13 protein-coding genes and 2 pseudogenes are annotated in these 13,805 nt (G+C 67.0%); 13 read left to right on the forward strand and 2 right to left on the reverse strand.

All coding sequences use genetic code 11. The features are described 5' to 3' along the window. The 3 genes and pseudogenes from HLK59_RS08405 to HLK59_RS08415 all read left to right on the forward strand — a co-directional run. Positions 1-418 (forward strand): annotated as a pseudogene (locus HLK59_RS08405) (hypothetical protein); the annotation flags it as partial. A gap of 314 nt (positions 419-732) precedes the next feature. Continuing rightward, positions 733-1,074, forward strand: a complete 342-nt coding sequence (locus HLK59_RS08410; RefSeq protein WP_171140648.1) for a plasmid mobilization relaxosome protein MobC — start codon at positions 733-735, stop codon at positions 1,072-1,074. Then, positions 1,071-2,777 carry a relaxase/mobilization nuclease domain-containing protein gene (locus HLK59_RS08415; RefSeq protein WP_171140649.1) on the forward strand — a complete coding sequence of 569 codons (1,707 nt, stop codon included), beginning with the start codon at positions 1,071-1,073 and terminating at the stop codon, positions 2,775-2,777. Before HLK59_RS08410 ends, HLK59_RS08415 begins: the two co-directional genes overlap by 4 nt. Before the next feature lie 700 nt (positions 2,778-3,477). On the opposite strand, the gene HLK59_RS08420 is transcribed toward HLK59_RS08415, so the two are convergent. Further along, complete coding sequence (locus HLK59_RS08420) at positions 3,478-4,164, reverse strand: DUF317 domain-containing protein (protein WP_171140650.1); 687 nt, start codon at positions 4,162-4,164, stop codon at positions 3,478-3,480. Positions 4,165-5,112: 948 nt separating this feature from the next. Between HLK59_RS08420 and HLK59_RS08425 the strand changes: the two genes are divergently transcribed. From HLK59_RS08425 to HLK59_RS08435, 3 genes are all read left to right on the forward strand, one after another. Continuing rightward, the gene (locus HLK59_RS08425) at positions 5,113-5,472 is read left to right on the forward strand and encodes a hypothetical protein (RefSeq protein ID WP_171140651.1); all 360 of its coding nucleotides are present in this window, start codon (positions 5,113-5,115) and stop codon (positions 5,470-5,472) included. After that, a complete protein-coding gene (locus tag HLK59_RS08430; RefSeq protein ID WP_240982275.1) occupies positions 5,469-6,965 on the forward strand; it encodes a caspase family protein in 1,497 nt (498 codons plus the stop codon). Before HLK59_RS08425 ends, HLK59_RS08430 begins: the two co-directional genes overlap by 4 nt. Positions 6,966-7,137: 172 nt before the next feature. After that, positions 7,138-7,599, forward strand: a complete 462-nt coding sequence (locus HLK59_RS08435; protein WP_346779674.1) for a hypothetical protein — start codon at positions 7,138-7,140, stop codon at positions 7,597-7,599. Here HLK59_RS08435 and HLK59_RS50850 read toward each other — a convergent pair. Continuing rightward, positions 7,580-8,386 (reverse strand): annotated as a pseudogene (locus tag HLK59_RS50850) (IS5 family transposase). The gene HLK59_RS08435 and the pseudogene HLK59_RS50850 overlap by 20 nt on opposite strands. Positions 8,387-8,924: 538 nt before the next feature. Between HLK59_RS50850 and HLK59_RS08445 the strand changes: the two are divergent. The 7 genes from HLK59_RS08445 (at position 8,925) to HLK59_RS08475 (ending at position 13,735) form a co-directional block, all read left to right on the forward strand. Continuing rightward, positions 8,925-9,434 carry a hypothetical protein gene (locus tag HLK59_RS08445; RefSeq protein ID WP_171140654.1) on the forward strand — a complete coding sequence of 170 codons (510 nt, stop codon included), beginning with the start codon at positions 8,925-8,927 and terminating at the stop codon, positions 9,432-9,434. 484 nt (positions 9,435-9,918) lie between these two features. Then, positions 9,919-10,431 carry a hypothetical protein gene (locus HLK59_RS08450; RefSeq protein WP_171140655.1) on the forward strand — a complete coding sequence of 171 codons (513 nt, stop codon included), beginning with the start codon at positions 9,919-9,921 and terminating at the stop codon, positions 10,429-10,431. A 679-nt stretch (positions 10,432-11,110) separates the two neighbouring features. Continuing rightward, the gene (locus HLK59_RS08455; protein ID WP_171140656.1) at positions 11,111-11,341 is read left to right on the forward strand and encodes a hypothetical protein; all 231 of its coding nucleotides are present in this window, start codon (positions 11,111-11,113) and stop codon (positions 11,339-11,341) included. Further along, positions 11,319-11,831, forward strand: coding sequence for a DUF6879 family protein (locus tag HLK59_RS08460; protein ID WP_171140657.1), 513 nt, complete (start codon positions 11,319-11,321; stop codon positions 11,829-11,831). Before HLK59_RS08455 ends, HLK59_RS08460 begins: the two co-directional genes overlap by 23 nt. A 34-nt stretch (positions 11,832-11,865) precedes the next feature. Continuing rightward, a complete protein-coding gene (locus HLK59_RS08465; protein ID WP_171140658.1) occupies positions 11,866-12,711 on the forward strand; it encodes a helix-turn-helix transcriptional regulator in 846 nt (281 codons plus the stop codon). A 95-nt stretch (positions 12,712-12,806) separates the two neighbouring features. Further along, positions 12,807-13,196, forward strand: coding sequence for a hypothetical protein (locus HLK59_RS08470; RefSeq protein WP_206326915.1), 390 nt, complete (start codon positions 12,807-12,809; stop codon positions 13,194-13,196). After that, a complete protein-coding gene (locus tag HLK59_RS08475) occupies positions 13,193-13,735 on the forward strand; it encodes an NUDIX domain-containing protein (protein WP_171140660.1) in 543 nt (180 codons plus the stop codon). Before HLK59_RS08470 ends, HLK59_RS08475 begins: the two co-directional genes overlap by 4 nt. Positions 13,736-13,805 lie beyond the last annotated feature (70 nt).

The raw sequence follows: 13,805 nt of genomic DNA on the forward strand, positions 1-13,805 counted from the left end.
AGACCGCCCTCGCCTCGCTGAAGCGGAGCGGGCGGAGAAGCCGGGCCGCCCGCCCGCAGTCGACGAGGGCGACGAAGACGACCGAACGGCCCGCCCGAAAGCCAACGACCGCCCGTCACCGCCCACCCGCGCCACCCGGGACGGGCAGCCGTTTCCGGGCAAGAAGCCTGCGGACAGCGACCCGGGCGAGACCGGGCAGGTGCAGGCGAAGGGAACGGGCCGGAAGCCACGTGCCACACGGGACATCCTCATCCAGTACGCCCGCCGTCTCCATCACGAGACCGGACGCCTCTCCCGCGACCTGCTGGAGGACTCCGTGCGCAGCGACGGCTACAGCGTCGCCAGCGACACCGCAGGCGAGGTCGTCCGCACGCTCAAGGCCGAGCTGAGCGACGCACGCGCCGACCATCCTCACTAGCCCCTCCGCCCCACTACGCCCCCACGGAAGACCACCCCATGACCGAACCGCAGCACGAACTCCCCACGTTCGAAAGGAAGATGACCTCGACCGCCAACTCAGCGCCAGCAAGTTGTCCCGGGAGCAATGCTCCCGGGATTCCCGCCCCAGGGGTGCCGGGAACAGTCCGGCGCCAGGGGGCGCCGGAGGGTCAGGCTGCGACCGAGGGCGGATCGCAGCAGGGAAGGAAGCGGCAGGCCGAGGCCCTGGCGCAGAGACGTCAGCGCCCGCGTCAGCCGACGTCACGCAAACGCCTGCACCAGCCCAGCTGCCGCATGAACGACACCGAGTTCCAGCGCTTCGCCGACGCTGCCGCCCACTGCCAGATGTCCCACGCCGCCTTCCTCGCCTACGCCGTCGACAAAGCCGCCCGCGACCTGAACCGCACCGCCGCCGAGATCGCCACCGAACGAGAGGTCATCAACGAGCTGTTCGCCGCCCGCCGCCACCTGGGCCGCATCCACGGCCTGTTCAACCAGGTCGCCAAGGCCCTCAACTCCGGCGTCGACGCACCCCACCTGGACGCCACGGCCCAGGCCGTCGCCAGCGCGGCCCGCCGCATGGAGGACGCCGCCGATGCCCTGCTCGCCCACCGTGACGGCGGTGCCCCTGAGTGATCCCCAGCATCCACAATCGCGGCAGCGAGACGATCGGCCTGATCCGCTACCTCTACGGCCCCGGCACCAAAGAAGAGCACACCGACCCTCACCTGGTGGCCGCGTTCGACCCGCTCACCCCCGACCCCGGCCGTGACCCCAAGGCCACCTACGAACAGCTCCAGCGCCTGCTCGACCAGCCCGTCAACGCCCTGCCCACCGCCAAGCGCCCCGAGAAGCACGTATGGCACCTGTCCGTGCGGGCCGCCCCCGAGGACCCGGTCCTGTCCGACGAGGACTGGGCGGCCATCGCCCGCCGCATGGTCGCCGCCACCGGCATCGCCCCCGACGGCGACGAGCAAGCCTGCCGGTGGGCGGCCGTCCGGCACGCCGACGATCACATCCACATCATCGCCACTCTCGTCCGCGACGACGGCCGAAGGCCCCGCCTGCACAACGAGGCCCGCCGCGCCCAGGCCGAATGCCGCCGCGTCGAAGCCGACTACGACCTGCGCCGCGTCCCCGCCGGCGACGGCACCGCCGCCAAGCCGCCCACCAGCGCCGAACGACACAAGGCCGAACGCGAGGGCCGGGACCGCACCGCACGCGAGGAACTGCGCGAGACCGTGCGCCGCGCGGTCGCCGGCGCCACCTCCACGGACGAGTTCCTCGGCCGCCTCAAGGACGCCGGACTTCTCGTCCGCACCAAGGCGCTGCCCTCCGGCGACCTACAGGGCTACAAGGTCGCCCTGCCCGACGACCGCAACCGGGACAAGGAACCCGTCTACTACGCCGGATCCACCCTCGCCCCCGACCTCTCCCTGCCCTGTATCCGCAAACGCTTCTCCGGCAATACCCCGGACCAGGACACGGACATGCCTGAGGTGTCGAGTGGGCCAGCGATGGCGCGGCGCCGGACGGCCACGGCCGCCTGGCAGGCGGTCCTGGTCATCGATCACGGCGAGGACGCCCAGGTCGCCGCGTACATCGCTGCCGCCGGGGAGGTGTTGGACGCGCTCGCCAAGACCTCCGCCGCCCACACCCGCGCCGAACTGCGTGAGGCAGCCTTCGTGTTCGAGCGGGCCACTCGCTCCCACGTCCAGGCCGAGCACGGGCACGACCGCGCCCTGCGTCAGGCCGCACGCGACCTCATCCACGGCGGGCCCGCGCTCGGCCGCGGAGAAGACGGTGCCACCACCGCCATGGTCATCGACATGCTGTTCTTCCTCGTCACCGCCGCCGCTCACTGGCACGCCAAGAAGCACCACGCCCAGCAGGCCGCCGCAGCCCTCCGGGCCGCCGAACACCTGCGCACCGCCTACCGGGCCGCCGCCGACATCCCGCTGGGCGCACTGCACCTGCGGGGCCGGCGTCTGTCCCAGCCGCTGCGCCAGAGGCAGGCTGCCTGCCTCCGACAAGCCGTGCCGGAGCTGGCGGAACAGGCTCTGACCGAGCCGGGCTGGTTCGCACTGGCCGCCACGCTCGCCGACGCCGAGGCCGCCGGACACGACCCAGCCGGGCTCCTGACCGAAGCGGCCGGACGGCGGGAGCTCACGACCGCGGACTCGGTCTCCGAGGTGCTGGTGTGGCGGCTGCGCCGCATGGCCGACCTGCCCGCAGACGCCACCCCGATGCCTCAGCGCGCCACCACCGCTACCCCGGGCCAAGGTCACGCCGTCCGGCCTTCGGTGAACCGAAGCGATCAGCCCCGCAGGGCGCGATGATCCAGCAAATACGCCGAGCCCCCTCTGTCAAGACCAAGGCAGAGGGACAAGGCCCCGGAAGGTGACCTGGACCTCGGCGAACGCCTTCTCCAGGACTGCGCCCACGAGCCCAGGCAGCCGGAGAAGTTCACCGGAACCCCTGCGGTGAGAGCACACAGTCCGTTCCGCTTCGGAACACTAAGGCCGTTCCGAAGCGGAACATGAGCCGCGCGGCGTTTCCTGAGTGGACGGGTGCGCCTTGAGGCAAGTCAGCCAGGCCCAGTTCAGCGTGTTGCCCACTTCGTAGACGGTCGGCCGGGCAGATCGTCATATTCCCACCAGGAGCAGGTGGGCGATCGACTGACACCTGCCAATGCGTCGCCCCTCTGACGGCTCAACCGTACGGATGCATGATCAGACCAGCCCTCCAGGCGCTGGCACGGAGATGGGGTGAAGGGGGCCGGAGTTCAGTGGTCAAGGTGGCGCAGGCCCTCTTCGAGGGTGGGATGGAAGCAGTCGACCGCACCGGAGTTGCGGTCGTACCAAGCCGCTTCCAGGTCGAGTTCCTTCGTCTCGTGGCCGGCCCTGCAGCGCAACCAGACCGACGGGCACGTCGAAAGAACAAGCGTTCTTCCTTTCTCCTGGCGGGCACGGAGAGTGTGCCAGCGTTCAGGGGGACAGCGACAACCGCACAACGGCGGCTCCTGCGCGGCAGGGATCGTCAGCTGCGGCGGACGACGGTGAGTCGGCCCTCCGCGTTCTTGGGCACGGTGCGGCGGGGCACCGGAACCGGTGAGGCGAGGGACGAGGCGAACGCGGCTACCAGGTCGTAGGGAACGCTGGCGCTGAAGCTGGCGCACCACAGATACGGGCTGCCGAGCGCCGGTTCCGCCCACGCCTGCCAACCCACCGGGTCAGGACGCGGGTCGGCGTCCTCGATGAGCGGCGGCAGCACCTCCAAGGAGACGCAGGAGGAGAACCCGGGATCCATGGCGGTGGTACGGGGTCGGTCCACGTCGCGGATCCATCCCTGGGCAGTCAGGGCGCCGAGGACCGTCTCCGGCCCCGCCAGGTCGGCATCGGGCTGCTCGCGTGCGTCGATCGCTATGAGTAGTTCAGCAAGCGCCTCGTACGGGACGCCGGTGGTGAAGTACGCGTTCCACTCCGTCATCGCGGACGTGGCACACGCGCGGGCACTCAACTGCCAGGCCACAGGCAGCCCGCCCAGCTCGAACGGGTAGGCCGCGAGGATCCACTCGGCGCCGCACAGCCCGTCCGGGCGGACGTACAGCAGGGTGTGGCGGGAGGTCGGCCACATGCGCCAGCCGAGGTCGGTCAGGGTGTCGCCGATCCGGTCGGCGAGTGCATCGTCATCTCCGGCCAAGTGGCGCGGGGTGACCCAGTACACCGGGTCCGGCCGGTCGGATCGGAAGGGATCGCTGAGATGGTGCGGTTGCAGGGGCGCCTCCGTAGGCTCGGGGACAAGTCATGAGTGGTCGTTGACCTGGAGGTTCGGAAGGTCATCCACGTTGGCATGCTTGTTCGCGGTGCACCAGTGCTTGCGGGATCTTCCCTGTCTGCCTCCGGCGAACTTCAGGTCAGCCGACGCTGTAGGTTCTCAAAAATGGCGCCATATTCTCAGAGCTGAGTGCATATCAGGGCCATATATGGCGCTGTGCTGAGAATTGCAGCTTGGGACACTGGCATGTACGGTCCTCGACGGCATCCCGGTCGCTGTCACCGGCAGTTACAAGACGGTGCAGGTCTGGAGTCTGGCGTCCGGCACTCCGATCGGCCAGCCCATGACCGGCCACACCGGCTGGGTGACCGAGGTAGCGTGCACGGTCGTCAACGGCACCCCAGTCGCCATCACCGGCGGCCTCGAAGGCACTGTGCGAACGTGGAATCTGCGCACTGGCCGACTCACCGGGCCCCTCGGGGTCCCTGAGGCTCGAGCCCTTGCGGCCACCGCCCAAGGCCACCTCCTCCTGGGCGTGGGCAAGGATGTAGCGCTCTTTGAGTGTGATTCATAGGCGTCATGACTTCCGAGTTGAGGTAGGAGGAAGTGCCACGGTCCGGCGACAGGTACATCTGTGCACCACTCTGAGACAGCGGGAAACCGCTGATCAGCGAGCACGACCAATGCCACGAGAGGCGAGAGCCTACATGTCCTCGACCATGAGACTCGCCGCTCAAGGTACTTGGCCGCGCACCAGCGCCGCGGCCCATCCGCGGCAGCTGCGTCGCCTCTGCCGCCCTCGGCTTTGCGCTCAGCAACTCTCCCAGTTCTTCCAGACGGGCGATCAAACCCCGACTACCCTGTGTGCTCCGTCAGTTGAAAGCGGGGGAGAATACCGTGATTGTCGAGATCGGCCTGACCGGCGACGAAGCAGCCTACGAACTACGACAGTTGGAGAAGTGGCTGCGCGATGATGATGAACTCAAAGGGGCCGCGATCTCGGGCCGGAACGCGCCCGCGGAAAGCGGCGACATGGGACCGGTCCTCGAGGCACTGCAGGTGCTCCTGGAGCCGCAAGGAGTCCTGACCGCGCTTGCCGCGTCCGTCGGCACCTGGGCCGGAGTTCGGCGGCGCAGCGTCCGCATCCGCGTGCGCAGCGGCGAGAAGGAGGTCGAGATCGACGCCTCGCGGCTGCGCGACCCGGACGACATCGCCAGCCGCATCCTGCGCGAACTGGAAGGCAAGCCCGAGGCATGACCCGGCTACCGAACGCTGCCGCCCGTGCCGTACTAATCGGCACTGCCACCTACCGAGTGTTCGAAAAGATCCCCCACTCGTACAACAACATCCGCGGCCTAGCAGGAGTGCTCACCGATCCTGAGCTCAGCAGTTTCACCCCCGAGCACGTGAGGATGGTCGACGACCCGGCGACGCCAGCAGACATCATGCAGCCGCTCAAACAGGCAGCCGAAGGTGCCGAGGACATCCTGCTGGTCTACTACAGCGGTCATGGTCAGCTGTCCGGGGAGAACAGCGAACTCCACCTGACTCTCACCGACAGCGAACCTGACGCACCGTGGTCCAGCCTGCCGTTCTCCTACATTGCTGACGTCATCAAGCAATCTGGAGCCTCCACCAAAATCGTTGTGCTCGACTGCTGCTACAGCGGCCGCGCACACAGCGACCTCATGTCGGACCCGTCGCAGCTGGTCAAGGACCAGCTCGCCGTCGAAGGTCTGTACTGCCTCACCTCAGCGCCGAAAGACCGGCGCTCGAAAGCCCCGGACGGAGACACCTACAGCGCGTTCACCCACCACCTCCTGGACACCCTCAAGGGTGGGATCCCAGCGGCTGGCCCACTGCTACGTATGACCGACATCTACGGCGACGTACGCAAGCGGATGCGCGCAACCAAGTTCCCGCTCCCAGAGCAGTGCAATAAGAAGGAGGCAGGCGGCTTTCCCCTTGCACGCAACCGCGCCTGGGGAGCGTCCCTACCCGAACCTACCGTACCCGTGCTCGACTTCAGCCGATCACGTGCCGTCGTCATCGGCTGCGCCACCTACGACGACAACGAACTCAGCCCCCTTCCCTCCTGCCGAAACGACGCCCTTGCGGTCCGCCGGGCTCTCCTCGACGCAGAAATCTTCGGATTCGCCCCGGAGCACTGCACCCTCGTCCTCGATCCCGCCACGCCGACCCACTTGTTCGGGCCCGTGGGGGACGCTGCCGAAGACGCGGAAGACCTGCTCCTCGTCTACTACTCAGGCCACAGCGCCATCTCACACTCAGGCGATCTGGCTCTCCTGACACGGGAAAGCCGGATGGATCGGCTCTCCTACACCGCAGCACCCGCTTCAGTCCTCGCAGGAATCCTCGGCGAGTCCAGAGCACGTGAACACGTAGTCATCGCTGACGCGTCCTACGGCGGCCGTCTGTCCGATGCCTTCTCCACTACGACGGCCGACGTCTACACCCTCTGCTCGGCAGACCGCACCAGCGCGGCGTACGCAGCAGGCGACCACGGCGTTTTCACTGCCAAACTACTCAAGACGCTGCAAGCTGGCATCCCCGGAGCCGCGGCACACCTCAACCTGATTGATGTCTTCTCCGCCATGCAGGACAGCGACGGCAGCGAGCCTGCCCCGTTCCTCTCCCTCAGCGGAACCAGCAAGATCCGCTGTCTGGTCCGCAATAGTTCAGACGAGATCAAGACATCCGCACAGCACAGCTGCTTGATGACCGCATAGCCCCCGAGTGTCTAATCAACTTGACACACCCGGGTGACAGCTCTGAGACGCCATCCGCTTTCCGAACGTGATCGTTTAGTTCGGGTGAGCAAGCATGAACTCCCGTTCGTGGCGGGAGAGATGGGCGTGGTTGGTCCGCTTGTCTTGCTCGTGGGGGTCGCTGGTGGCGTCGGTGCTCGGTTTGCTGGAGGCCAGGGAGAAGAGGGTCCGGGAAGAGATCGCGCGGTTGCGGGAGGAAGCCGAGCGGGTGCAGGCCGCGCTCGGTGCGGCGGAAGCAGTGCTTCAGCGGCTGGTGGACGCCCGGGTGACAGTGACCGAGGTGCTGGCCGGGCCGCCTTCGGTGGTCACGGAGCCGACGGGACGCACGGTGGCGGGCTCGACCGTGCCCCGGCTGGAGACGGGCATGACGGCGACGATCCTCGCGCCGGACTACCAGCAGATCCTGTCGGTGCTGGCGTCGGAAGCGGGCCGGGAGGGCATGCGCTGCCAGCAACTGGCCCTCGCTCTCGGGCTGGAGGCCGTCCCGGCGAAGGTCGAGGGACTGCGATCGAAGGCGAAACGCCTGGTGGAGCGAGGGTGGGCACTCCAGGTGCGGCCGGGAGTGTTCACCGCTCTCACGGTGCCGGCCGTCTGAAGCCGGCCGGGCGGCGTCCGGCCAGGCGACCGCTCATGAGCATGGTCATCGACCACAGCACCATGGCTTCGTGCATGACCGGCAGGGTCTCGTAGTCGCGCACCAGACGACGCGAGCGCATCAGCCAGCTCAGCGTCCTCTCCACCACCCACCTGCGCGGCAGCACCACGAATCCCGCTGTGTCATCGGTGCGTTTGACGATCTCAAGGGCGAGGCGGAGTTCCTCCCGGGCCCAGTCGACGAGCCGGCCGGCATAGCCGCCGTCCGCCCACACCAGGCGGAGGGAGAAGTACTATCGTCGCAGCCGCTGAAGCAGCGGCACGGCGGCGTCGCGGTCCTGCACGCTCGCCGCACTCGCTGCGACGGCCAGGACCAGGCCGAGGCAGTCCACCACCAGGTGCCGTTTGCGGCCGCCCACCTTCTTCCCGCCGTCCCAGCCGGACGTCGAGCGCGGGATGTTCACCGCCGCCCGCACTGACTGGGAGTCCACGATCGCGGCCGTCGGGTCCGGCGAGCGACCCTCCTTCGCCCGAACGCGGTCGCGCAGCCGGTCGTGGAGTTCAGCGAGCAGCCCCGTGACCTGCCAGCGGCGGGCGAAGGCATGCACGCGCCGATACGGCGGGAAGTCCGCGGGCAGGTTGGCCCACTTCACGCCGTTGTCCACGACATAGCGCACCGCGTCGAGCATGACGCGGTGGCAATAGCCTTCCGGCCGCCCGCCCCGCCCCTCCAGCCAGGCCGGAACCGGAAGCAACGGCCGCACGACCCGCCACTCCGCCTCCGTCATGTCGGAGCCATACCTCGAAGTGCGCTCCGGCCCGTCCGCCGCGTTGCCGAACCTGTGCGCGAGGCAGTCACACGACGGTGGCAGCGAGTTGGACTCCACGCACGCGGACGCGAAAGACTGCGGCAACAGGGCCTCCTGGTACTCGGTTGGGATCGCACCCCCGAACTACCAAGAGGCCCTGCTGCCATGCGTCGGCCCGCCCCCGATCACCCGATCAGGAATCCTGTTCGACCTGACCATCCCCGTGATCGATAAGCGGATAACGTCTGAGGAATCAGCCACACCCGTGAGACGGAGCGGCTGGACATAACGTGAGACACAACACGGACCTGCTGGCCACAGCATCGCGGTAGGCCACCGCATCTGAGTCCCTACAACAGCTGTGGGATCTCAAATTCGGCTGCACAGTCTCAATACCCCGCTCCATATCGGCTGCACTTATGAAGCAGTCGTGAGATTTCTCAGGTCCGCGACCCGCTCATTGGGCGTCGTCTCGTTCGCCGTTCTGAGGGCTCCCAAGCCTCGTAAGCTCGGCGACGTGACTCCCGAGATCGATCCCCACGATCCCCGCTGGACGCTGGTTCCCGCGACCCTCACGATCACCGTGCCCTACCCCACCGACCTGGCGGAGCTCGGGCACCGGCTCGTCAACGCGGTGTGCGCGGCGTCGACGACTGAGGACGAGCTCGGTCCGGCCCGGCCATTGACGCTTTCCTTGTGGCAGTTGGAGCTCCAGCCCGCCATCGTGGCCCAGGTCATGGCGCGGGCCGAGCGCGCCCGCCGAATTGACGTCATGGACGGCCAAGAGATCGTCCGCTACGGCATGGCCCTGTGCGCGCTGAGGGTCGACGAGCCTGAGGGCTGGGCCGGCTTGGACACGCTGGCGCGCGTCAAGCGCGCCGTGGACATCGCTCTCGGGCAACCCGGCGACCCACTGCTCCAGGCTGTGGTCATGCCGATCTCCGAGCGGGAGTTGCGGGAGACTCTGACCGAGGAGATCGCCCTCTTCGAACCAGCCCCGCAAGCGGACTCTGTCGACTCCCGCTGACCCGCGGTGATTCGGTGGCCAAATCTCATTATCGGTGGCCAATCAGTCACCAACCTGAGGCGGGCGAGTCAGCCTGTTCACTCTTTCGAGTGCGTCAGATGTGATGCAGCCCTCCCCATAAACAGTCTCCTAGCAGCGCGTCCGGTCAGCCACCGGCAGCCATGGAGAGCAACGATGACCAGCCCAGACGTCACGCTCAGCCTCTGAAGCCGCAATGGTGCAGCGCACGAAGATCGAGCATGGACGGTTTCAGCCGATCCCACGCCCCCTGCCCCGTGATCGCACTGCACGTGCGATCACGAAACGTGCGCGCACGGGAAGACCAGCCCCTAGACTGCGCGCTATGTCCGATGCCGCAGACGCCACGCCTCACGTCCGTGGGTCGTACGCGCGCGCGACATCTATCAAGCCTCTCGCTGATGTCGATCTGCTAGTTCAGTTGGGGCCCGTCCCGGGGGCGAGCCCTCGCGCCACGTTGAAGAACTTGCAGCTCGCCGCAATTCAGCTGCATGGCAAGCTCATCCGCCACGGGATCGTGGAGTTCCCAGCTGGGTCAGGAAAGTCCCCTTCGCTGGGCGGGCTGCTGCGCAGCGCCTTGGTCCTCAGAGACGCGAAGGCGATTCTTGAGGAGGCGCAGGATCAGCGGGCAACTGCTGATCTCGCCCGGCGTCTTCTCTCTTCCACCGAAAAGGACACCCGGCTTCCGTCGATCACTACGCCAGTGAGTCGTTCGACGACGATCTGGGGGGCCGGCCCCGTGCCAGCTCCCGACGAGTTGGCGGCGGCCAGCGAGGTCGTCTCTCTGTTTTGGCTCGTCGCAGTAAACCTGCTCTCCGAGCATCTTGCTTCAGGCCGCTATGAGTTGGGTTCTCACGCACCACCACACGAGTCCTCACCATGCGGGGTAATCGGCCTCTCTGCGCCTCGGGTCCCGCGGGCACCGGGAGGACCGGCTGATCTGCCGGTTCTTTCCCACATGTGCGTGCTTGCCGCCTGAGCTGTTCAGCTTCGGGCGGCTGACGCCCGTAGTTTCGAGAGGTACACCAGTGGACGGCCTCACCTTGTTGGTGTTGGCGGTGGTTGGGCTCATCAGTCTTGTGCTCGTGATGGGCGAAAAACTGGCCAGCGACGTCGAGCGGTTCTTCACAACGTGGATCGGCGTCTTCCAGCGACTTCGTGACCTTCTTCGGAGGCGGCCCCCTCCGAGTGGCCACGACAGCGAGGACGGTGATCGCTGAGCGACACGCAGGGGACCACCATTCGGTCTGTAGCAAGCAGACCGTCCAGCCCACACCGATAAACTCCTACATTCCTCCCTTCCGACGGCAACACGCCGTCGGAAGGGATCCCCCGATCCACGGCGTTGCACTACAGACGGTGATGAGCCGTGTGGCCGCGTCGGCGATGGAGAGGATTCCGACACGACCATGAGACTGACCGCCTCAGACATGGCTTGAGACACCCGACGAGCCCGAGGTCACAGCAGCGTCGTATGACACGAACCGCGAGAACCTACAGACGCGGGCCGCGTCCACATCCCCTGCTCCGTCGACCAGGTTGCCCCACTCAGGCCGTTGCCCGAACTCCTGGCAAGTTTGGGCAAGTTCCTAGTTCGAGGGCTCGGTCGCGGGCAAACTCTGGCACAGAGATCGTTACCGGCTTACGAGGAGGACATCATGGCTCTGCGCAAGCTCGGCAAGGACCCGGAGAGTCCCAGTGGCGGCTCGCCCACCGTCTACCTGGACGAGGAGAAGGACAGCTACCTCGTGCAGGGGTGGAAGGTGGAGGACGCAGAGCGCCTCAGGCAGATGGACATTCCCGGGCACGAGTCGGTGGTGGAGATCCCGCGCCGCATGGTGCAGTTCTTCCTGGAGGTGAAGAAGGATGACGAGGACCCCGACGTTTGAGGAGTTGTTCCGCGGCTGCCAGAGGACGGCTGTCCATCTGGAGACGCGCGACGCCTACATGAAGTCGGACCCGGCCTTCGTCGACTGGAAGGCGGGTCGGAGCTTCGATCCGGCCGAGCGCTGGGCCGACTGGCACGACATTGTCACGGAGGCGACTTCGCGCGGCGTCGAGGTGTGCAGGGCCCGGATCGTTTCGACGCCGGTCAGCGAGTACATCCGCTTCGAGTACGACGTGACCGACGGGCTGAACATCGCGGCCGGCGAAAGCGTGCGGTGGCTTTCGCGCCGCGACGCGACGGATTTGGCGCTTCCGGGCAACGACTTCTGGCTCTTCGACTCCAGCCTCGTTCTCGTCAATCACTTCGACGGCGAGGGCGAGAACATGGAGGTCGAGCTGACGGAAGACGCCGAGGTGGCGAAGCTCTGCGATGCGGCCTTCGAGGCCGTATGGAAGCGGGCCACGCCACACGCGCAATTCGAGCTGGCCTGACGATCAGAACCGCATCCGCGACCCCCGCATCGACATGACTTCACCCTCTTCAAGCGTCCAGGAAGCGCGCAAGGCGCTCGGACAACGCCTCGCCGGGATCCGGAAAGCGGCCGGACTCACCAAGCGATCATTGGCCCAGAGCCTGGGCTGGCACGAGTCGAAGGCTTCGCGCTTCGAGAGCGGCGCCCGCGCGCCCTCGGAGCGCGATCTTCACGATTGGTGCTCCGCGTGCGGCGCGGAAGGCGAGGCGGAGGATCTCATCTCGACTGCCCGCGGAATTGAGGGCATGTATGTCGAGTGGCGCAAGATGGAGCGCCACGGACTCAAGTGGGCGCAGGAGTCCGTCGTTCCCCTGTGGGAGCGCACTGAGCGCTTTCGTATTTACTCACCCTGGCTCATCCCCGGCCCCGTGCAGACGGCCTCATATATCACCGCGCTTCTGACCTCGATTCGTGACCGTCGGGGGCTCATCGACGATGTGCCGGCGGCCGTCAAGGTGCGCGTGGAAAAGCAGCAGGTCGTCTACGGGAACCACACGTTCGCCATCCTCCTGGAGGAGAGCGTGCTGCGGTACCGCATCGGCGGAACCGACGTGATGGCCGGCCAACTCGGCTATCTCCTCAGCGTCATGGCACTGCCGTCGGTGAGCATCGGCATCATCCCCCAAGACGCCGACCGTTCGGGCCTCTGGCCCGTCGAGGGATTCTTCCTGTACGACGACGACCTGGTGAACATCGAATTGATCTCGGCGCATCTCTCCGTCGTCCAGAAACACGAACTTGCCATGTATGCCAAGACGTTCAGCGAGCTGGCCGAACTTGCCGTCTACGGCCCCGCAGCACGCGAACTCATCACTGCCGCCATCGAATATCTAGGGTGAATGACCGGCAAGTTCCGGCACACTCGTGGACCCCTATCTCCCTCCCTTCCTAGCTTTATTGGCACGGCTGACAGCGTGCTCCGGAAGGGCCAGTGATGACTGTGGCAAGTACGGGCAAGACGATCGAAACAGCGGCCGAGGACACGGAGAGCGACCACACGCCCATCGACGTAGAGGCCATCTCCTCCCGAACGAACATCGTCCTCGGCCTGCGCATGGACACCACGACTCGCGCGGCGATGGACAGGCACTTGTCGGCGGTCGCTGGTGACCTGAACCGGTTGCTCAGAGAAGACCTGGGCGCGGCCAGTGACAACGAGGTGCGGCAACTGGTCCGCGAGGGAACCCGGTTGATCGACCTCACGAACCGACCGGACGCCGAGACGCCCACCTTCGGGATTTACCTCTATCTCCGCGACGTCGCCTTGCTCACGCGGCGCCTGTTGTGGATCTACGCCGAGCGGAACGGGCTGGGTGCCCCGTGAGCGTCAGGGACGACCAGATCGTCCGGGAGCTCTCCCACTACGTCCACGAGCACCCGGCCGACAGGATGGCGCTGCTGCCGGTCTACGACGCGGCCCGCGACCACGCACAGCGCCGCACCTGCATCCACGACGAGCGCTGCCCCCTCGTGGTGACGGGAGCCGTCGTCGTCGACGAGCGCAACCGCGTGCTGTGCCTGCGGCACGAGGGAGGCTATGCCCTCGCGGAGGCGGAGCCGGAGGACGCGGACGACTCCCTCAGCGAGGCGGCCCTGCGCCCGCTGGTCGAGGAGGTCGGCATCCGGGACGTATGGACGCAGCCCGGCTCCGAGGCACCCTTCTTGGTCGACGTGACCAAGCCAGGGCAGCACTCGTACGGGCCCCGCCTCCGGGTCGGCATCCGCTACCTCTTCCGGGCTCACTCGGGCGCCGTATTCCCGTCGATGATCGAGACCGGTGCGGCGGCCTGGGTGCCCCTCCCCGACATAGGTATCCCGTCAGTCCGCAGCCGCGTTGAGGACCACCTGATCGGAACCCCATGAGCCCCCGCAACCAACAACTCGCCTACGTCGTAAGCCTCGTCGCACTCGGCGGATCCCTCCTGCTCGGCAT

This window comes from Streptomyces sp. S3(2020) (assembly GCF_013044505.1).
Classification (GTDB): Bacteria; Actinomycetota; Actinomycetes; order Streptomycetales; family Streptomycetaceae; genus Streptomyces.

Bases quoted from the DNA above. Each gene is read 5' to 3' on its own strand.
- HLK59_RS08430 (WP_240982275.1), top strand. From the start codon at position 5,469: ATGACCCGGCTACCGAACGCTGCCGCCCGTGCCGTACTAATCGGCACT.
- HLK59_RS08470 (WP_206326915.1), top strand. From the start codon at position 12,807: ATGACTGTGGCAAGTACGGGCAAGACGATCGAAACAGCGGCCGAGGAC.
- HLK59_RS08465 (WP_171140658.1), top strand. From the start codon at position 11,866: ATGACTTCACCCTCTTCAAGCGTCCAGGAAGCGCGCAAGGCGCTCGGA.
- HLK59_RS08455 (WP_171140656.1), top strand. From the start codon at position 11,111: ATGGCTCTGCGCAAGCTCGGCAAGGACCCGGAGAGTCCCAGTGGCGGC.
- HLK59_RS08460 (WP_171140657.1), top strand. From the start codon at position 11,319: ATGACGAGGACCCCGACGTTTGAGGAGTTGTTCCGCGGCTGCCAGAGG.
- HLK59_RS08410 (WP_171140648.1), top strand. From the start codon at position 733: ATGAACGACACCGAGTTCCAGCGCTTCGCCGACGCTGCCGCCCACTGC.